The organism is Streptomyces erythrochromogenes, from assembly GCF_036170895.1.
In the GTDB taxonomy this organism is placed as follows: Bacteria; Actinomycetota; Actinomycetes; order Streptomycetales; family Streptomycetaceae; genus Streptomyces; species Streptomyces erythrochromogenes.
Genome location: NZ_CP108036.1, coordinates 8,159,061 through 8,176,981, shown reverse-complemented (window position 1 = coordinate 8,176,981; position 17,921 = coordinate 8,159,061). Strand labels below are relative to the sequence as shown.

Annotated in this window: 17 protein-coding genes and 1 pseudogene; 8 read left to right on the top strand and 10 right to left on the bottom strand. The window is 72.6% G+C overall.

Annotation, left to right across the window (positions count from 1 at the left end; translation table 11 throughout):
- Positions 1 to 26: 26 nt before the first annotated feature.
- The 4 genes from OHA91_RS37665 to OHA91_RS37650 are packed head-to-tail and all read right to left on the bottom strand — an operon-like array spanning position 27 to position 3,502.
- Entirely contained in the window at positions 27 to 671 is a 645-nt protein-coding gene (locus OHA91_RS37665) for a response regulator transcription factor (protein ID WP_328740904.1), read from the bottom strand.
- Entirely contained in the window at positions 623 to 1,942 is a 1,320-nt protein-coding gene (locus tag OHA91_RS37660; protein WP_328740903.1) for a sensor histidine kinase, read from the bottom strand. The genes OHA91_RS37665 and OHA91_RS37660 overlap by 49 nt, the downstream gene beginning before the upstream one ends.
- Before the next feature lies 1 nt (position 1,943).
- Positions 1,944 to 2,642 carry a CPBP family intramembrane glutamic endopeptidase gene (locus OHA91_RS37655; RefSeq protein WP_328740902.1) on the bottom strand — a complete coding sequence of 233 codons (699 nt, stop codon included), beginning with the start codon at positions 2,640 to 2,642 and terminating at the stop codon, positions 1,944 to 1,946.
- Positions 2,630 to 3,502 carry a hypothetical protein gene (locus OHA91_RS37650; RefSeq protein WP_328740901.1) on the bottom strand — a complete coding sequence of 291 codons (873 nt, stop codon included), beginning with the start codon at positions 3,500 to 3,502 and terminating at the stop codon, positions 2,630 to 2,632. The genes OHA91_RS37655 and OHA91_RS37650 overlap by 13 nt, the downstream gene beginning before the upstream one ends.
- Positions 3,503 to 3,701: 199 nt before the next feature.
- Between OHA91_RS37650 and OHA91_RS37645 the strand changes: the two genes are divergently transcribed.
- Complete coding sequence (locus tag OHA91_RS37645) at positions 3,702 to 4,403, top strand: DUF1152 domain-containing protein (RefSeq protein ID WP_328740900.1); 702 nt, start codon at positions 3,702 to 3,704, stop codon at positions 4,401 to 4,403.
- 140 nt (positions 4,404 to 4,543) lie between these two features.
- On the opposite strand, the gene OHA91_RS37640 is transcribed toward OHA91_RS37645, so the two are convergent.
- Positions 4,544 to 5,992 (bottom strand): DUF7824 domain-containing protein, encoded by a 1,449-nt coding sequence (locus OHA91_RS37640; RefSeq protein ID WP_051893349.1) that lies wholly within the window; start codon positions 5,990 to 5,992, stop codon positions 4,544 to 4,546.
- Between the two features lie 265 nt (positions 5,993 to 6,257).
- Here OHA91_RS37640 and OHA91_RS37635 point away from each other — a divergent pair, with 265 nt between their 5' ends.
- On the top strand, positions 6,258 to 7,943 hold the full coding sequence (locus OHA91_RS37635) for a purine-cytosine permease family protein (protein WP_078959432.1): 1,686 nt from the start codon (positions 6,258 to 6,260) through the stop codon (positions 7,941 to 7,943).
- A gap of 45 nt (positions 7,944 to 7,988) precedes the next feature.
- Here the strand turns inward: OHA91_RS37635 and OHA91_RS37630 are convergent, their stop codons facing one another.
- From OHA91_RS37630 to OHA91_RS37620, 3 genes are all read right to left on the bottom strand, one after another.
- Complete coding sequence (locus OHA91_RS37630) at positions 7,989 to 9,689, bottom strand: PKD domain-containing protein (RefSeq protein ID WP_063835578.1); 1,701 nt, start codon at positions 9,687 to 9,689, stop codon at positions 7,989 to 7,991.
- A 285-nt stretch (positions 9,690 to 9,974) separates the two neighbouring features.
- Entirely contained in the window at positions 9,975 to 11,135 is a 1,161-nt protein-coding gene (locus OHA91_RS37625) for an ALF repeat-containing protein (RefSeq protein ID WP_328740898.1), read from the bottom strand.
- Between the two features lie 139 nt (positions 11,136 to 11,274).
- Positions 11,275 to 11,808 carry a hypothetical protein gene (locus OHA91_RS37620; protein ID WP_328740896.1) on the bottom strand — a complete coding sequence of 178 codons (534 nt, stop codon included), beginning with the start codon at positions 11,806 to 11,808 and terminating at the stop codon, positions 11,275 to 11,277.
- 200 nt (positions 11,809 to 12,008) lie between these two features.
- Here OHA91_RS37620 and OHA91_RS37615 point away from each other — a divergent pair, with 200 nt between their 5' ends.
- Genes OHA91_RS37615 through OHA91_RS37605 form a run of 3 tightly spaced genes read left to right on the top strand, consistent with a single transcriptional unit; the run spans position 12,009 to position 13,779 of the window.
- Positions 12,009 to 12,410: a GntR family transcriptional regulator gene (locus tag OHA91_RS37615; protein ID WP_031153748.1), complete on the top strand. Its 402-nt coding sequence runs from the start codon at positions 12,009 to 12,011 to the stop codon at positions 12,408 to 12,410.
- Positions 12,407 to 12,916 (top strand): ATP-binding cassette domain-containing protein, encoded by a 510-nt coding sequence (locus OHA91_RS37610; RefSeq protein WP_328740894.1) that lies wholly within the window; start codon positions 12,407 to 12,409, stop codon positions 12,914 to 12,916. Before OHA91_RS37615 ends, OHA91_RS37610 begins: the two co-directional genes overlap by 4 nt.
- Positions 12,913 to 13,779 carry a hypothetical protein gene (locus OHA91_RS37605; RefSeq protein WP_328740893.1) on the top strand — a complete coding sequence of 289 codons (867 nt, stop codon included), beginning with the start codon at positions 12,913 to 12,915 and terminating at the stop codon, positions 13,777 to 13,779. Before OHA91_RS37610 ends, OHA91_RS37605 begins: the two co-directional genes overlap by 4 nt.
- 130 nt (positions 13,780 to 13,909) lie before the next feature.
- Here the strand turns inward: OHA91_RS37605 and OHA91_RS37600 are convergent, their stop codons facing one another.
- Positions 13,910 to 14,827, bottom strand: coding sequence for a LysR family transcriptional regulator (locus tag OHA91_RS37600; RefSeq protein ID WP_031153756.1), 918 nt, complete (start codon positions 14,825 to 14,827; stop codon positions 13,910 to 13,912).
- Between the two features lie 78 nt (positions 14,828 to 14,905).
- Here OHA91_RS37600 and OHA91_RS37595 point away from each other — a divergent pair, with 78 nt between their 5' ends.
- Together OHA91_RS37595 and OHA91_RS37590 are read left to right on the top strand one after the other, a co-directional pair.
- Complete coding sequence (locus OHA91_RS37595; RefSeq protein WP_328741217.1) at positions 14,906 to 16,411, top strand: aminotransferase class I/II-fold pyridoxal phosphate-dependent enzyme; 1,506 nt, start codon at positions 14,906 to 14,908, stop codon at positions 16,409 to 16,411.
- Between the two features lie 64 nt (positions 16,412 to 16,475).
- A pseudogene (locus OHA91_RS37590) lies at positions 16,476 to 16,775 on the top strand (substrate-binding periplasmic protein); the annotation flags it as partial.
- Between the two features lie 190 nt (positions 16,776 to 16,965).
- On the opposite strand, the gene OHA91_RS37585 reads toward OHA91_RS37590, so the two are convergent.
- A complete protein-coding gene (locus OHA91_RS37585) occupies positions 16,966 to 17,238 on the bottom strand; it encodes an SH3 domain-containing protein (RefSeq protein ID WP_037633053.1) in 273 nt (90 codons plus the stop codon).
- Between the two features lie 272 nt (positions 17,239 to 17,510).
- Here OHA91_RS37585 and OHA91_RS37580 point away from each other — a divergent pair, with 272 nt between their 5' ends.
- The gene (locus OHA91_RS37580) at positions 17,511 to 17,918 is read left to right on the top strand and encodes a YciI family protein (protein WP_031153765.1); all 408 of its coding nucleotides are present in this window, start codon (positions 17,511 to 17,513) and stop codon (positions 17,916 to 17,918) included.
- Positions 17,919 to 17,921 lie beyond the last annotated feature (3 nt).

Here is a 17,921-nt window from a genome sequence, read left to right as displayed (position 1 = left end):
GCCGCGGTCTCCCCCGTCGGGCTCCACTACCGCTTCAGGTAGGCCAGGACCGCCAGGACGCGGCGGTTGTCGTCCGCGGACGGTTCGATCCGGAGCTTGGTGAAGATGGCCGCGGTGTGCTTGGCGACCGCGCTCTCGCTGATGAACAGGGCCCCCGCGACGGCCGCGTTGGAGCGGCCCTCGGCCATGAGGCGCAGCACGTCCAGCTCGCGCGGCGTGAGCTCCGCCGTGGTGCCGCGGGCATCGCTGCGGGCCAGCAGCCGTGCGATGACCTGCGGGTCCATCACCGTGCCGCCCGCGGCCACGGTGCGTACCGCGTCGACGAACTGGGTGGTGTGCGTGATCCGGTCCTTGAGGAGGTAGCCGATGGCTCCCTCACCTCCGGCGAGCAGTTCGTGCGCGTAGAGCTGGTCCACGTACTGGGACAGGACGAGGACCGGCAGCGCCGGCCGGGACCGGCGGGCTTCCAAGGCCGCCTGGAGGCCTTCGTCGGTGAAGGTGGGTGGCAGCCGGATGTCGACCACGGCCACGTCCGGCTCCTCCTGGAGGAGCGTCCTGAGCAGGGCGGGTCCGTTGTCGACGGCTGCGATGACGTCGAAGCCGTGGTCCTGGAGGGTGCGCGTCAACCCGTCCCGGAGGAGGAAGAGGTCTTCGGCAAGGACGACGCGCACGGTATCTCCAAGGTCGCGGTGGTCGGGCCGCCCCGCGGGCTGTGCAGGACGAGGGTTCCGTCGAAGGGTTCGATGCGGCGCCGCAGGCCCCGCAGGCCGCTTCCGTCGGGGTCGGCGCCGCCGCGGCCTTCGTCGGCCACCGTCACGCGCAGGACGCCGGCGGTGTGGCCCAGGCGGATGCGGACCTCGGGGGCGCCGGAGTGCTTGGCGGCGTTGGCGAGCAGCTCCGCGACGGCGAAGTAGCCGGCCGACTCGACGGGGGCCGGGAGCCGGCCGGGCAGGGCCGCCTCCACGTGCACGTCGAGGTGGCTGTCGAGGGCCAGCGAGCGCACCGCGTCGCCGAGGCCCCGGTCGGCGAGGATCGGCGGCAGCACGCCGTGGACGAGCTCGCGCAGGTCCTGGAGGGCCCGCTGGGAGGTGGCCCGTACCTCCTGCAGCAGGGCGCGGGCGGCCGGCAGGTCGTGGTCGAGGAGGCGGGTGGCCTCGTCCAGGGTCATGCCCAGGGCGACGAGCCGGGCCTGCGCGCCGTCGTGCAGGTCCCGTTCGATGCGCCGCAGTTCGGCGGCCTGGACATCGAGGACGTCGGCGCGGGATCCGGCGAGGTGCTCGATGCGGCGGACGAGTTCGGTGGTGTACGGGGCGGCCAGCAGCCGCCCGCTCCAGCGCGCGTGCAGCCGCAGGACGGCGGGGGCCAGACGCAGTCCGGCGGCCGTGAACCCGAGGCCGAGGACGAGCGCGGCGAGCATCCCCGTCGTGGAGTCGACCAGGACGAAGGCGTACCAGTTGCCCTCGCCCAGGCGCCGCCAGACGAAGGGCTGGACGGCCGCGCCGAAGAGCCCGTACCAGACGAGGGCCGGCGGCCCGGCGGCGAGCAGCGCGCCCGTCCACGGCTCCGCCCAGGCCCAGCGCAGGTCGTGCCAGAACCCGGCGTCGCCGAGGAGCGCGAGGGCCCGCCGGCCGCGGCCTCCTGGACCGGTGGGCAGGGGTGGGAGCGGTCGCGGCGGGCTGATCACCGTCCCCGTCCGGCGGGCGGCCCGGTCGCGGTAGCGGTCGGACATCCGGCGCAGGACCGTCGCGGCGGGAGGCAGCAGGAGGAAGCCGACGCCGACGGGCAGGAGCAGCAGGGCCCCGATCACGAGGGCGCCGGCCCCGGACACGGCGAACGCGGCGAGGGACAGCAGCTGGCAGCGGCCGATGTCGGCCGGCACACCCCGGATGCCGGGCCGCCGCCTGGTCCCCTGCGCCGCCATTCCCACCTGTCGCCTCGTCATGTCAGCGCGCTCCGGGCGCCGTTGCGACAATGATCTTATCCGGCGCCGTGTGCGCCGTCCGGCGGGCGGCGGCGATCCACGGGAGCGCGGCGGCCAGGCTCGCGGCTCCGAGGATCAGCATGGGCGCCGTCGCCGCGGCCGTCTCGTCGGTCACGTACAGCATGCCGAGGTTGATCAGGGTGTGGAAGCCGCCCGCGAGCAGCAGGCGGTTGCTCCGTACGCCTTCCAGGGCCAGGCCGAGGATGACGGACATCGCGGTGGTGGCCAGCAGGAACCCGGCGGCGAAGGCGGGCTCCTGCGCGAGGACCGGTACGTGCCACAGGCCCCAGACGACCCCGACCAGCGCGGAGGCGGTGACCGGGCCGAAGCGGGTGCGCAGCAGCGGCTGGAGGTAGCAGCGCCATCCGATCTCCTCGGCGCAGGCGCCGAGGAGTTGGGCGGCCACGACCAGGGCGAGGGGGTGGGCGAAGGCCCGGGGGCTGGTGACGGGGAGCGAGCCGGATGTGAGGAGGCCGCCGCCTACGCACAGGGCGGTGATCAGGACGGGGGTGAGCAGCAGGGCGGCGCGGCGCCCGGTCGTTGCGCCGGCCCGGTCGCGGGTGGGCAGGGTGCCCCCGAGCCGGTCCCTGATCCGGCCCGGCCACAGCAGCGCCACGGCGGCCACGGCGACGGCGGGCCCGAACTGCGTCAGTTGCACCACCTCGGGCGGGATGCCGGTCGCGGGCTGGAGGGCTCCGCACATCCCCGCCGCAAGGAAGGCGACCGCGAGGAACACCCCTGCTTGCGCCGCCCATGCCGTCCGCGGCGGCCGCCGACGCCCCTGCTCGTGTGCCTGCTGCTGGTGCTGTTCGTGCTCCGGCATGCCGTCTGGCCTCCCCGTGGTCCGGTGCGGGGCGTGCTCGTCACGCCCCGCACCGACTCTGCCGTCAGGGGTCCGGCCGGTCCTTGTACGTGGCTGCCGAAGCGGGGTGTACCCAGGTACACCTTCCGCCGGGCGCCACCGGACCGTGTGCCCGTTTCATGCCTTCGGGGCCGGCCGCTGCCGGTCGGCCAGGGCGTCAGGCCCGTGACGACGGCGCCGCGGCGGCGCTTGGCCTCGACGGTCGTCATTCCTGCGTGCAGGGCCGTCGAGCCGTGGGCGTAGGCGTCCTGGATGGGCAGGTAGTACATGAGGTTGAAGTACAGGTGGGGTGCGGCGCGGGTGCGGTCGACGGCGACCGCGCGGATCCACGTGGTGGACGCGTAGTTGTAGTACAGGCAGAAGCCGGCCATGCGCGGGCCGTCGCAGGCGGCCACCACGCGTGCGGCGCTGCCCATCGCCGCCGCCTGGCGTTTGAGCAGGGCGGTCATCGCGTCGATGCCGTCCTGGTCGTGGCCGTGGTCCTGCTGGTGGCCGGCGAGCAGGACCCCGGCGTCCTCGGCGCAGTCCGCGAGGGCCAGGTGGCGTACGTCCGGGCCGTTCGCGGTGAACTCGCGGTGTTCGCGGCGCACGCCGACGCGGCGCACGCCGAGGAGTTCGAGCCGATCCTGGACGCCGCCGAGGACAACGGCCTCCTGCACCGGCTCGGCCGCCGCATCCGGCTCACCCCCAGGGGCTTCAAGTACCGCGACGTCCTGTCCTGGATGTTCTACTCCGGGACCGTCAAGGGGCTCGACCGCGCGTACTACGAGAACCTGCACGCGGCGAACGTCCGCGCCCGCAGGAACATGGGGGCCACTCCCGTGCGGATCACGGCGTCGACCTGCGCGAGGGCGTGGCGTGAGCGACCTGTACGTCGCGGCGGGCGGGGGCGGGGACCCCCTCGGCACCCTGATCGCCGCTCGCACCCTCACCGCGGCCCCGGAGGCGGCGCTGATCGCCACGTACGCGTGGGAGCGCCCCGAGGTCGATCCCACGCACGGCCCGCTCGGGGAGGAGCATTTCACCGGGCTCGTCCGTGATGCGGGCGGCGCCCCGGCCTTCAGCCCTGCCACGCGTGCCCGACGCCCGGCCGGATCCACCCTTCCCGCTCTGGCCCGGGACCTCCCGGCCCGGCTGCTGCTGCTCGACCCCTCCCGGGGGCTGCAGGCCCTGGCCGGGCAGATCGGCGCTGCGGCCGCGGCATCGGGCGGCCGCATCCGCATCGTGGACATCGGCGGCGACATCCTCACGCACGGCGACGAGCCCGGTCTGTGCAGCCCGTTCGGGGACGCCCTCACCCTCGCCGCCTGCCACCTCACCGGACTCCCGACGACCGTTCATGTCGCGGGCCCCGGCCTCGACGGGGAGATCGACGAGCGGTCCCTGCTCGGGCGCCTCGCCGGACGCCACCCCCACATCCCGGGGCCGGCCGCGGTCTCGGCGGCCGGCCGTGCGCTGGCCTGGCACCCCTCCGAGGCATCGGCCCTGTGGGCCGCCGCCGTCCTGGGCGCCCGCGGCTCCGTCCGTACCGTCAACCACGCGGGTCGTTGCGCCACCTGAGGTGGTGTTCCGCGTCCTGCGCGCGCAGTGCGCGCAGCCTCACCAGCTTTCCTTCGATCATGCACATGATCGTAGGGGGTGACCCGCTGTCGGTGATCTTGAGTTTCGGTGGCCGGCAGGAGCCGGGGGGACGGCCCGGCTCACCCGCCGGTGAGGGCGGCGCTCAGCCGGCGGGCCTCGGCGACCACTGCGGACGTGCCGCGCCGGGCCGCGGCCACCGCCACTGCTTCGGGAACCGGGCCCGTGGCTCCGGAGCGTTCCGCGCAGGAGGCGGCGACGGCCAGTACCTCGCCCGCGCCGCGTACCGACGGCAGGAGGGCCGGGAGTACTTCGGCGAGGACGGTCCACACGGTCGCGTGCGCACCCGCTGCCGCGGCGGAACGGGCCGCGTCCGCAAGCCGGTTGGGCTTGACCGTGCCCAGCGCCGTCATGGCGGCGAGCTCGCGGCCGAGCAGCGGGGCGTCGAGCTCGCCCCGGGCGGCCAGCGCCAGCAGTGCCTCCACCGCCGGGCGGCGGCTGTCCGCGTACCGGCCGCCCAGTCCCGCCGCCACGGCGGCGTGCAGGGCCGGCCCCGCGGGCCCGCCCAGCAGGGCGAGGTGCGGCAGCATCCACGCGCCGCCGTGGTCGTCGGCGGTCGCGGCCAGTGTGATGTGCGGCAGGAGCCACGCGGCCTGGGTGTCCCGGTCCTCGGGCAGCACCGACGCCCGTACGGCGTGGCCCTGGTGCCAGTGGTAGCACTGGGTGAATCCCTCGTGCGGGCGGCCCAGCCAGTGGAAGGATTCCGGGAACTCCCGCTGCAGGGCCGGCCGTTCACCGGTGAGAAAGGCGACCTGTGCGGCGGTGGTGCCGATCCGCTGCCAGGCCCTGTGTACCTGTGGGTCGGGTTCGACGACGCGGCGCAGCGCCGGGGCCGGTGCGCCGTCCGGCCCGAGCCAGGCGGCGAGCCGGGCGCCTTCGGCGGTGCCGAGGCGGGCCGCGGCTTCGGCGGCCGCCCCGGCCGCGGGGTCGCCGCGGCGTATGCGCAGCAGCGCCTGCCCGAAGTCGGCCGGGCCGGGCCGGACGCCCAGCCGCCGGTACTCGGTGAGCCGTTCGACCAGTTCAGCCGCCTCCAGCGCGCCCGTGTCCCAGGTGGGCGTGGACAGCAGGAACGGCAGCGGGTCCTTGGACATGAGCGTGTACCCGACCTCGCGCAGCCGCGCGGCGATCACCAGCTCCAGGCCTTCCTGCGCGCACTCCTCGTGCCCCCGATGGCGGCGCACGTACTCGGGCTTGAGGCTGTAACCCGGGACCAGCCACAACAGCGAGGCCACCACGGCGTCCACGCCGCCCAGGCGCTGCGCCTCGATCTCCTGCTCCTTGTAGCGGTGGCCCAGGGCGGAGGAGAGGGCGCGCGCGAGCGGGTAGCGGTCGCGGTGGGCGTGCCGTACCAGCCCGTCGAGGGAGCGCTCGAAGTCCTCAACGGTGTGAGCACGGGAGTCGAGGTGGGCCGCCGTCAGCCCGACGGTCTCGGCGAGCCCCTCGGGCGCGGCGTCGAGCCGCCGCGCGGGAGGCACGGGCGGGAGGGTGTCCTCGATGGCGGTCCAGATCATGGCGCAACGCTAGACGCACCCACTGACAGGGGCTGCGCGCGGTGTGCGTAACAGCCTCGTCGCCTGCGGCAACACGGTGTTCACCGCATCGCGCACCCGGGGTAACAACCGCTTCCTACCGTGACCGTCCGTAGGACCAACGCCTTGAACCGGGTCGTCGGAGACCCCTCATGACGGCCCGTCACTCCCCGTCCTGCCAATGGCGTCACACGGGGCTCCGCACGTCGTCGCAGCACCTGCACCCAGCCCCACCGGGAGGCGTGGCATGAGCACCACCGAGTCACCACGGCCGAGAACGGACAAGGCCGACACGGCCGGCGCAGCCGACGCGGCCGGCAGGGCCGAGACCACTGCCGACCAGGCGGTCAAGGAGACGCTGGAGGACTACACCCTCCGCTTCGCACCCCGCAGTTACCGCCGCTGGACCCCCATGGTCGTGGCCACCACGGCCCTCGGCGGCATCGCCTACATGGCCGACTTCTCCATCGGCGCCGGCATCGGCCTGGCCCACGGGACCAGCAACGCGCTCCTGGCCATCGCGCTCGCAGCGGTCGTCATCTTCGTCACCGGCTTCCCCCTCGCCTACTACGGCGCGCGCTACAACATCGACCTGGACCTGATCACCCGCGGCTCGGGATTCGGCTACTACGGCTCGGTCCTGACCAGCATCATCTTCGCCAGCTTCACCTTCATCTTCTTCGCCCTCGAAGGCTCGATCATGGCGCAGGGCCTCGAAATCGGCCTCGGACTGCCGCTGTGGCTGGGCTACGCCGTCTCCACGCTCATGGTGATCCCGCTGGTCGTGTACGGCATGAAGGCGCTCAGCAAGCTCCAGGTGTGGACCACCCCGATCTGGCTGCTGCTCATGGTCGCTCCGCTGGTCTACCTGATCGCCAACGACCCCGGCACGGTCGACCGCTTCCTGGCCTACCCCGGCACGGACGGCGACGGCGCCGTCAACACCGCCTCCGTCATGCTCGGAGCGGGTGTCTGCCTGTCCTTGATCGCGCAGATCGGCGAACAGATCGACTACCTGCGCTTCATGCCGCCCAGGACCGAGGCGAACAAGCGCGCCTGGTGGACCGCCGTGGTCATGGCCGGACCGGGCTGGGTCGTCCTCGGTGCGCTCAAGCAGGCCATCGGCGTCTTCCTCGCCGTCTACATCCTCGCCGAGGTCGGGCCGGTCGCCGCTCCGGAGCCCATCCAGCAGTTCCGCGGCGCCTTCGAGGCGATGATGCCGTCCTGGCTGGTCATCCCGCTGGCCGTGGTCCTGGTGGTCATCAGTCAGATCAAGATCAACGTGACGAACGCGTACTCCGGATCGCTGGCCTGGACGAACTCCTTCACCCGCGTCACCGGGCACTACCCCGGCCGCATGGTCTTCGTCCTGGTCAACCTGGCCTTCGCACTCGTGCTGATGGAGGCCGACATGTTCAGCTTCCTCAACGGCGTCCTGGGCTTCTACTCGAACTGCGCGATCGCGTGGGTGGTCACCGTGGCCACCGACATCGGCGTCAACAAGTACGTGCTGAAGCTGTCCCCGCTCCAGCCGGAGTTCCGCCGCGGCATGCTGCACGCGGTCAATCCGGTCGGGGTCGTGGCCTTCGTCGCCGCGTCGGGCCTGTCGATCGCCATGTACTTCCACCTCCTCGGCGACACCCTCCAGCCGTACTCGCCCGTGGCCGCGGCGGTCATCGCCTTCGTGCTCACCCCGTTGATGGCCGTGGTCACCCGGGGCCGCTACTACCTGCGCCGCACCGACGACGGCATCGCCGAGCCCCTGCTGGACGCCGACGGCAACCCGAGCGGGGCCACCCTCGACTGCCACGTCTGCCACCAGTCCTACGAGCGTCCCGACCTCACGGCCTGCGTCACCCACGAGGCGGTGGTCTGCTCGCTGTGCCTGAGCACCGACAAGACCGGCGACCACGTCCTGCCGGCCGGCGTGTAGACCCTGCGGGAGGGGTGACGCGCCCGTGCGCGCCACCCCCGGGGGTCACTTCGTCTGGTAGACGCCGAAGACGTCGAGCACCAGGTCGGCGTCCTCGTGGCCCTGGTTCCAGAAGTCGATGACGCCGTGGTCGCCGTCGCTCGCCTGCACCAGGTTCGGCACGGTCGTGCCGGCCGTCCAGTTCAGGGTGGAGGAGCCGGGGCGCGCCGCGGCGGGTGCGGCCGGCCCGCCCTCCGCCGGCAGCGCGTAGGGGCTCGGCGCCACCGAGAGGAATCCGGTGCCGCCGGTCTCGGTGACGGTGGCGTTCAGCACGTAGGCCTCGACACCCGTCGGGGTCTCGCTGTCGGGGGTGAAGCCCTGCGTGATGTACTCCCGGGCCCGGAACCTGCCGCCGGGCCATCCGTACGCCTCCTCCCGGGTGTCCAGCGTCCGGAACGGGGTGAAGGGCAGGAAGGCGGCCTTGCTCTCCTTGCTGTAGTAGCCGACGACGTCGACCACCACGTGGGTCGGCGACCAGGCCCCGTTGAAGATCTTGATCGTTCCGTCCGCGGCCACCGGCACGATCACGGCGTTGGCCACCGTCTGGCCGGGCACGAAGTTCAGGTTCGACGCCGTCGGGACGGGGCCGGTGCCGGAGAAGGCGGTCAGGTGGCCCGGCCCCTGGGGTTCGGTCACCGTGACGTTCAGTGCCACGGCCGTGATGTTCTCGGGCACTCCTTGCAGGCCGCCGATGCGGGTCGTGAAGGCGCTGCGGGAGGCGAGCATGCCCTTGGACGTGCCCGTGCCCTCACGGGTGTCCACGAAGCGGGCGGGCGTCATCGAGGTGTAGCCGCTGTCCGAGGCCCGGGTGAAGTAGCCCGTGACGTCGGCGATGAGGTCCACCGAGCTCCAGCCGCCGTTGAAGAGCTCCACGTAGCCGTCCTCGCCCACCGGCACGATCACCAGGTTCGGGACGGAGTGGCCGGCCGTGTAGTTCAGGTTCGAGGTGATCGGGCGCTCGTAGCCCGCTCCGGGCCACGCGGTCACGTGCCCGCTGTCGACGGTCTCGGTGACGGTGACGTTGAGGGCGACCGCGGTGACGCCGGCCGGGACGGAGGCGTTGCCGGCCACCTTGACCCGGGCGGAGCCCTGGCCGGCGACCTTGCCCACGGGCGAGCCGGTGCCGTTGCGGGTGTCGAGGAGCCGGGTCGGGGCGTGCGGGGTGAAGTCGGCGCCGGGGGTGAGGAAGGCCCCGCCGTTGGTGGCCTGGACGGCGTTGGCGGTGTCGGTCACCGTCACCTTCACCTGGTACTCGCCGGACTTGTCGTACGTGTGCGAGTGGTGCAGTTCGGCGTTGCCCTGGGCGGTGACCGTGTCGGTCTTCCCGTCGCCCCAGTCGATGGCGACGTCGAGCGCGAAGTCGGCGCTCGTGATCAGGGTGGTGAGCTCGATCCCGTGCGCGGTGTAGCTGGTGCCGCTGACGTCCACCGCGAGGGTGGGGTTGGCTCCCGCGTCGAGTGCGGCCTGCTCGGCCGCCGCGGCCCCAGCGGTCTGTGGTGCGGCGCTCTTGGCGCCGACCCCGGCTTTCCCCTTGGCGGCAGCGGGCAGGGTGGTGCGGATCGTGCGGTCCGCGGGGCTGTGGAAGCCCTCGGACGTGGATGCTTCGGCGATCGCCTCGGCCACGCCGGCCGCGACGGGTACGGGATCAGCCGCCTGCGCGGTGCCCGGAATGATGCCGAGACCGGCCGCCACGAAGGCAGCGGTCATTACGAGTCGGTGGTTGCGCACCGGCCCCCCAGGTGTGGTGATGAGCGAAGAGGGGCCACCGTATGGAAGGTTCCGGCCAAGGGTCACGAGGTTCTGGCACGATTCACTCCATAGGGGCCAACGCTTTACCGGCTGTGCGGTTTGCGATCGACCGGAGGTCGTCTGCCGTTCCGTCGAGATGTCGGGCCCGCACCGTCGGCTCCACGGCCTGTTCGAACGCGACCAAGGGCCGCCACCCGTGAGGGTGACGGCCCCTGTGGTGCAGGCGTGCGACGGCGAACCCGGTCAGCCCTTCGCGCCGGCCCGGCGCATGCGGGCGGCGAGCAGGAGACCGGCGCCGGCGACGAGGGCGGTGCCCGCGCCGCCCGCCATCAGGGTCGTGTTGACGCCCGCGCCCGTGGTGGCGAGGGGCGCGCCGTTGCCGCCCTGGGCGGTGACGGCGGTGTTGCCGGAGCCCTGGCCGGAGCCGTTGCCCTGGCCCTGGCCCTGGTCCTTGCCGTCCTGGCCCGGGCCGGTCTTGTCCTTGTCCTTGGCCTTGTCCTTCTCCTTGTCCGCCTGGTCCTTGGCCGCCTGGTCCTTCGCCCGGGCTTCGTGCTGGCCCGTCTTCAGGAACTCGACCCGGTCGGCGGGCGTGCCCTTGAGCGCGGCGCGGCCCGCCTTGACGAGCTCGGGACCGCCACCGTGGATGATCTGGGCGATCGCGACGCTGTTGTCCTGGTCGCGCAGCTCGTGCTGGGTCACCTCCAGGAAGTGACGCAGCTCGGCCGGGGTCGGCGACCCGTTGAGGAGCTTGCTGATCGCCTCGCTCAGGATCGGGCCGTCCCAGCCCTCGTCGATGCGGGACAGTTCGACGCGGTCGTCCGACGCCTGGGCGAGGTACCGGCCGGTCTTCAGGAAGGCGGTGCGGTCGGCGGGGGTGCCCTGGAGCGCCTTCTTCCCGGCCTCCTTGACCGCCGAGCCGCCGGTGCCGATCAGCCTGGAGATCTCGACCTTGTTGTCCTCGTCGCGCAGCTCGTGCTGGGTCACCTCGTAGAAGTGGCGCAGCTGCTCCAGGGTCTCCCCGCCCTGGAAGACCTTCTCGATGCCCGCCTTCAGGGCGGGGCCCGCATCGTGGCTGAGCCGCATGATGGCCACGCGGTAGTCGTCGATGCGGATCTTGTGCTGGTCTACCTCGATGAACTTCCTCATGGCCTGCGGGCCGTCGGCGATGGCCTTGCGGCCGGCTTCCTTCATGTACTCGCTGGCCATCGGGTGAGCGATGATCGCGAGGATGGTCTTGCGGTCCTCTTCGGCCTGGTCGGGCACGGACTGGTCCGGCGTGGTCGGAGCCGGCTGGTTGCCGGCGGCCGGAGCGTCCGAACCGGCGGCGAACGCCGGTGACGCGATGAGGACGGCCGGAGCAAGAGCAGCAGTGGTGACCGCTGCGGCGATCCGGGACAACTTCACAGACAAAACCCCCTGGAAACGTTTCTTCGCCACAGCAGACGCTCGAACTGCGCAGATGGTTGCATCGGTACATCACTTCCGGCGCATCCATTCACGCGGGCCACCGCCGACGCGGGCGTGACCTTCGTCGAGCCCTTGATCAGCGCTGGACGCCGTCTTCCGTCCCGGGGTTCTCCGTCCCCACCCACTCCCGCAGGAGGGCTTCGCGCTCGGGCGGTCTCGGCGTACCGCCGTGGTCCCGGCTCCAGGCCATGAGGGTCCCTGGGTCTGCCGCGCCCTCCCGGAACCGGGTCAGGAGGCGCTGGGACAGGGCGATCTCCTGCGAGGTGTAGCCCTTGGCCGCCGCCCAGACCCGCACCTCCTCCGTGCCGTCGTCCGATTCGAGGACCAGGAGCATCTGCGGCGGTGTCCCACCGCCGTAGCTCGATCCCAGCGTGACCACCGCTTCCAGCACCGCTGCCAGAAAGCGCCCGCCGCCTCCCGCCTCGCCCTCCACGGGCGCGGCCTCCACCACCGCGGAACGCAGTCCCGACCACGGCCACGCCCGAGTGCCGTCCCCGTCGCGCGCCTGCACCCCCTCGGAGGTGATGCGGACGTAGTGCTCCTCGGCATCCGGTGGGGAACCCAGGTGCACGGATTCTTCGGTGATCCAGAACAGTCCTACCATCGCCACGACTGACCCCTGATGTGCGTGCCCGTCGATCCCGGGCGGCTGCGCCCGTCCTCCTGTGCACGGCGCCGCCCGATTCCAGTAGGCCCCGCCGTGCCGGACGGGGCACGTCCCCGCATCCCGTGGCTTGACAACCATTGACAGTCGGGGTGCCCACCACGCACCCTTTCACCACTTCCTTAGTGAAAGGAGGATGAGCAGGCGTGATCGAGTACCGCATCGACCGGCGCAGTGGTGTGGCCACGTATCTCCAGATCGTCCAGCAGACCAAACAGGCTCTGCGTCTGGGCCTGCTGGAGACCGGGGACCGGCTGCCCACCGCCCGTGAGGTGGTCGAGGCACTCGCCATCAACCCCAACACCGTGCTCAAGGCCTACCGCGAGCTCGAACGCGAGGGCCTGGTGGAGGGCCGCAGGGGGCTCGGCACCTTCGTCCGGCGGACGCTGGGCGAGGGCAGGGCCGCAGACGCCGCGCTGCGCACCGAACTCGCCCAGTGGCTCGCACGGGCGCGCCAAGCCGGCCTGGAGCAGGACGACATCACCGCACTGTTCACCTCTGTACTGAGCGGATCCGACAGTGAACCGAACCGGGGGGACGAAGGATGACCGCAGCCATCGAAGCGCACGGCCTGAAACGGAGGTTCCGCCGCGGCAGATGGACCCTGAAGGACTGTTCCTTCAGGCTCCCCGCCGGCCGCGTGTGCGGCCCGAGCGGCCCCGACGGAGCCGGCAGGTCCACCCTGCCGGCCCTGGCCGCGGGTGTGCTGAAGCCCACCGAAGGCACCCTGACGGCCCCGGCCCGCGAGGCCATCGCCCACGTCCCCCAGGGCGAGCCGCTCCACCCGCAGCCGACGATCGCCGAGACCCTGCGCACGGGCGCCGACGTGGATCCCGGCCGCTGGGACCGGGACCAGGTCGCCGCGGGCACGCTCATGGAGGCCGGCGGCCCCGATCCGGCCCGACGCGGCCGCGCTCTGTCCCGCGGCCGGCGTTCCCGGCCGGCTCCGGCCCTGGCCCTCGGCAAGCGGCCGACGCTGTTACTCCTCGACGAAGCCGTTTCCGGTGTGGACCCGCTCGGCGGCCCGGTCGGCGACCTGGAGGCAGCGGCATGACGCCCTCCGATCTGCATGGCCCCTTCCGGGTCACGGTCCGCCTGCACCGCCACGCGCTGTGGGCCGCGGTCGCCCTGGTGCTGCTCGCCGCCCTCGCCCTGCCCGCCGGCCGCTGGTACGTCCAGTCATGGGCCGAGGAACTCGCTGCGACCGGCTGCACGGTGGAGCGGACGGTCCCCGGCTGCGGCATCCAGGTCCGCGGCTTCCTCTCCCGCAGCCTGTACTTCCAGAAGGTGTTCCACTTCGTCGCGCTCGCCGTTACGGCGCTGCCCCTGCTCCTCGCCGCGTTCGCGGCGGGCCCACTGATCGGGCGCGAGCTGGAATCCGGAACATACCGACTCCAGTGGACCCAGTCGGTCAGCCCGGCCCGCTGGCTCGCCGCCAGGCTGGCGGTGCCGGTCGCCGCCGTGCTGCTCCTGCTGCCCGCATTCGCGGTGCTGGCGGCTTGGATCCGGCGCGGAACCCTGGACACCTGGTACCCCATCCACTGGTACGCCTTTCCCTTCTACGGGGCGATCGGACCGGTGGCGGTGGCCTACGCCCTCCTCGGCATCGCCGTCGGCGCGCTGGCCGGCCTGGTGATCGGTCGCACGGTCCCCGCCATGGCCGCGGCCCTGGCCCTGGTCGGGACCGTCGGGGTGACCCTCACCGTGCTCCGCCCCCGCTTCTGGCCCGCCCTCGACGGGCCCGTGCGCGGCGGGAACGTCTGGGACTTCTCCGGTCCGGTCGACCGCATCGGGATCCGCCACCACCCCGAATCCCACTTCTGGCCGCTGCAACTGGTCGAGAGCGCGATCCTGCTGACCCTCGCCGCCGTCGCGATCCTCACGGCCTTCGCGCTCCTGCGCCGCCGGCACCGCTGAGGCCTGTCACCCGCCCGCGGGCAGGGCTCCCCCCTGCCCGCGGCTCCACCAGGGGCCACCGCCGCGGCGAGAACGCCCGGCGCGGAGGAACAGCGGGGTGACCGCCGCACACACGGCCACCGGCCGGGGGCTACGTCGCGGCCCAGCGCTCCGTGATCAAGGCGGCCTGTTCCTGCAGGGCCGCGATCAGCTCCTGCGCGGCGGCGGCCGAGGTGGAGCGCAGTAAGGCGACGCTGATCTCGCGGGCGAGGTCGGGGTGGGCAAGGGACCGTACCGCGAGGTCGGGCCGGGGGTGTCCCAGGGCGAGCCGCGGTACGAGGGCCACGCCCGTCCCCGCCGCGACGAGGCCCTGGACCACCGCGTAGTCGTCGGTGCGCATCGCATGCAGGGGCTCGTACCCCTCTTGGGCACACGCCCAGGCGAGCACGCGGTCGCACGGGTCGTGGGGATCGGCCGCGCCCACCCACGCGGTGTCCCGCAGCTCGCCGAGGGGTACCCGGTCCAGCGATGCACACGGGTGGTCCTCCGGCATGACCAGGAGGAGCGGATCGGCCAGCAGCGGGTGGACCTCGAAGTCCTCGTCGAGGTCGAGGCGGTCGCCGGGCTGCGAGAAGACGAGGGCTGCATCGAGCTCGCGGGCTTTCAACCCGCGCAGCAGCAGCGGGAGTTCGCCCTCGGTGAGCGAGATGTGCACCCCTTGGCGGTGGAGGCGCTTGACCGCGGGCGCGAGCAGCAGTGCGCCCGCCGTGGGAAACGTACCGATGTGCAGCGTACGCGCGCCGCGCTCGGCGAGGCTGCGCACCTCCAGCTCGGCCTGACGCAGTCGCTCCAGTACGGCCTCGGCGTGCGGCAGCAGGGCTTCGCCGAGTTCGGTCAGCGTGGCCCCGCGCGGCCCGCGCTGGACGAGCCGGGCACTGAAGTGGGCTTCCAGGGCTGAGAGGTGGTGGGTGATCGTGGGCTGGCTGTAGTGCAGTGCGCGGCCGGCCGCGGCGAGCGAGCCCTCCTGCGCGATGGACCGCAGGACCTGGAGATGCCTGACGTCGAGCATATAGACATCCTATGGAGGGGTAACGAAAAGCCCATCCTTCTTCGATGGGGCGAAGGCTGTCACGCTCCCACCGTGAACATGAGAACGACCGATCAGCACACCCCTTACTCCCCCACCTCCATCCCCTCCGGCACCGCCGCCGGCCAGCTGGACGCCCCGTACGCCGAGGCCGTGCTGCGCCATGCCGGACGGGACTGGCTGAGGCTGAACGTCCCCGGGCACGCCGCGACCCCCGGCTCGGACCTCGCCGGCTTCTTCGGGGCGAGGATCACGGCGCTGGACTTCCCTCCGCTGCTCGACGGCATCGACCTCGGCCCGGGCACCCCGCTGGACCGGGCCCTGGAGCTGGCGGCCGAGGCCTGGGGGGCGCACCGCACGTGGTTCCTGACGAACGGCGCCTCGCAGGGCAACCAGATCGCCTCGATGGTCGCCCCCGCCCTGGGGCGCACGCTCGTCGTGCAGCGCAGCGTGCACTCCAGCGTGATCGACGGGCTGGTGCTGTCCGGCATGGACGCCGTCTTCGTCCAGCCGTCCGTCGACCCCGAGCAGGGCATCGCCCACGGTGTGACCGCCGTGGACGTGGCGGCGGCGCTGGAGCGGACGCCGGACGCGGCCGCCGTGTACATCGTCTCGCCGAGCTACTTCGGCGCGGTCGCCGACGTCCGCGCCATCGCGGACGCCGCCCATGCCGCGGGGGTCCCGCTGATCGTCGACGAGGCGTGGGGATCGCACTTCGGTTTCCATCCGGCCCTTCCCGGGCGTGCGCTGTCCCTGGGCGCGGACCTGGTGACCTCCAGTACGCACAAACTGGCGGGCAGCCTGACGCAGTCGGCGATGCTCCACCTGGCGGAGGGCCCCTTCGCGGACCGGCTCGAACCGCTCGTGGACCGGGCGTTCCGGCTGGTCCAGTCCACCAGCGCGAGTGCCCTGCTGACGGCGTCGCTGGATCTCGCCCGGAGGAGTCTGGTCGCCGACGCCGAGGCGACGGGCGGCAGTGTCGGGGCCGCGGACCGGGTGCGGAGCGCCGTCCGCGCGCTGGGCCGCTTCACGGTGGTGAGCGACGGATTCCACGTCTTCCCCGACATCGTCGGCGCCGATCCGCTGCGGATCGCGATCGACACCCGAGCCGGCGGGATCACGGGCCACGAGGCCCGGCGCCGACTCTTCCGGGACCACCAGATCATGGTCGAGGTGGCAACCGACGCGGCGATCGTCGCCGTGATCGGTGCGGGATCCGCCCCCGACACCGACCGGTTCGTCGAGGCACTGCACACCCTGCCCTCCCCGCTCACCGACCCGGACGGCGCCGGCGGCATGCTGCGGCTGCCGGAGCCCGGCCTCACGAAGCTCACCGCCCGCGAGGCGTTCCTGAGTCCCACCCGCGTCGTGGCCGCCGAGGAGGCCGTCGGCCGGATCTCCGCGGACACGCTGGCCGCGTACCCGCCGGGCATCCCCAACGTCCTGCCGGGCGAGGTCATCACCGCCGAGGTCGTCCGGTTCCTCCAGCGGACCGCGGCCGCGCCGAACGGCCACGTACGCGGTGCGCTCGACCCGGGCGTGACGCGCCTGCGCGTCGTCGCCTGAGACCGCGGGGCCGACCGACCGCCCGGCGTCCCGCACCGCCCCCTCCCCACCCTTCCCCCCGACGGACGCCGAGGCGCAGACGCGCGTGAAGGCGGGCGGCGCCGTCGCAGGGATCAACGACTACCCCGTGGCCGCCTACCTGGCCCTCAAGGCCGACGGCGGAAACGCCTTCGAGGTCGTCGGCAACCAGATCCGGGCCGGCCCCTTCGGAATCGCCGTGGCCAAGGACGACCCCGAACTGCGCGACGCCCTCAAGGCCGCCCTGGCGGCGAGCATCGCGGACGGTTCGTACCAGAAGGCACTCGACAAGTGGGGTGCGGGCACGGGGGCGGTCGCCACGGCGAACGTCAACACCGGCTCCTGAACCCCAGCACACCGAAGGGCAGTCGTAAGGACTGACGTCATCGACCCGTCGTCCCCCCTTGGGAGCGGCGCCCGCTCCGGCCGGGGTCCCCCCACGGGCCATCCCGGCCGTTCCGGTCCGCCACCACGGACGCTGGGCAAAGGGGGCGCGGACAACACTCCGCGCCCCCTTCCGTGCGACGTCCGGCCTCTCAGCCCTGGGGGGAAGCCGGATGGACGTCCTTGGACAGCGGCACCTCTCCGGTGTTGTCGACGTGGCGCGCCGCGACCCAGACGGCCTCGTCACGCAGCAGGTACCAGATGCTGTTGCCGTCGATGGTCTGGGCGTGCACCTTGCTGTGCAGACCGATCTCGGTACCGTGGGTCAGGTTGCCGACGACGGAGGAGTCCGTGCTCGGATACTGCCGCAGGTTGACGCCGGCGGTGCTGACGACCGTGCCGAACGGCTGTGATGGGCGGGACATCATGACCTCCAAGGGAACGCCGGAGCGGTGGGACGCAGTCCGGCATGTGGACGGGTTGCTGGCACGGTAGAGCCACTGCCCGCCGAGGGGGCGCAGGCGTGCGGCGCTCAGCCCGACTGGCGCCCGGGCATCATCATTTCGATGGTCGCTCCGCCCGGTCCGGCGCGTTCCGCCGAAAAAGTCATGGCCGGGATGTCGAGAAGCGGTTTCCTGCTCCGTCCCCGGTGTGAAGGCGACCAGAATGGGTCGCACCAGCACCGAGGAGATGCACCATGGCGAAGTACCTGCTGCTCAAGCACTACCGAGGCGCCCCCGCTGCGGTCAACGACGTGCCCATGGACCGGTGGACGCAGGACGAGATCTCCGACCACGTGCAGTACATGAACGACTTCGCGGCGCGGCTCGAGAAGACCGGCGAGTTCGTCGACGGACAGGCGCTGGCGCCCGAGGGGGCGTGGGTCCGGTACGACGGTGAGGGGCGGCCGCCTGTCACCGACGGGCCGTTCGCCGAGACCAAGGACCTGATCGCCGGCTGGATGGTGATCGACGTCGACGGCTACGAGCGCGCCGTAGAGCTGGCCGGGGAGCTGTCGGCCGCTCCGGGGGCGGGCGGGAAGCCGATCCACGAGTGGCTCGAGGTGCGCCCGTTCCTGTCCGCGCCGCCCACCATCACGGAGTGACCC

What these genes read in the sequence shown, in the direction of transcription:
- OHA91_RS37660 (WP_328740903.1), bottom strand. Translation starts at nt 1,942, where the DNA reads ATGACGAGGCGACAGGTGGGAATGGCGGCGCAGGGGACCAGGCGGCGG.
- OHA91_RS37640 (WP_051893349.1), bottom strand. Translation starts at nt 5,992, where the DNA reads ATGATCTGGACCGCCATCGAGGACACCCTCCCGCCCGTGCCTCCCGCG.
- OHA91_RS37635 (WP_078959432.1), top strand. Translation starts at nt 6,258, where the DNA reads ATGAGCACCACCGAGTCACCACGGCCGAGAACGGACAAGGCCGACACG.
- OHA91_RS37630 (WP_063835578.1), bottom strand. Translation starts at nt 9,689, where the DNA reads ATGACCGCTGCCTTCGTGGCGGCCGGTCTCGGCATCATTCCGGGCACC.
- OHA91_RS37610 (WP_328740894.1), top strand. Translation starts at nt 12,407, where the DNA reads ATGACCGCAGCCATCGAAGCGCACGGCCTGAAACGGAGGTTCCGCCGC.
- OHA91_RS37605 (WP_328740893.1), top strand. Translation starts at nt 12,913, where the DNA reads ATGACGCCCTCCGATCTGCATGGCCCCTTCCGGGTCACGGTCCGCCTG.
- OHA91_RS37600 (WP_031153756.1), bottom strand. Translation starts at nt 14,827, where the DNA reads ATGCTCGACGTCAGGCATCTCCAGGTCCTGCGGTCCATCGCGCAGGAG.
- OHA91_RS37595 (WP_328741217.1), top strand. Translation starts at nt 14,906, where the DNA reads ATGAGAACGACCGATCAGCACACCCCTTACTCCCCCACCTCCATCCCC.
- OHA91_RS37585 (WP_037633053.1), bottom strand. Translation starts at nt 17,238, where the DNA reads ATGTCCCGCCCATCACAGCCGTTCGGCACGGTCGTCAGCACCGCCGGC.
- OHA91_RS37580 (WP_031153765.1), top strand. Translation starts at nt 17,511, where the DNA reads ATGGCGAAGTACCTGCTGCTCAAGCACTACCGAGGCGCCCCCGCTGCG.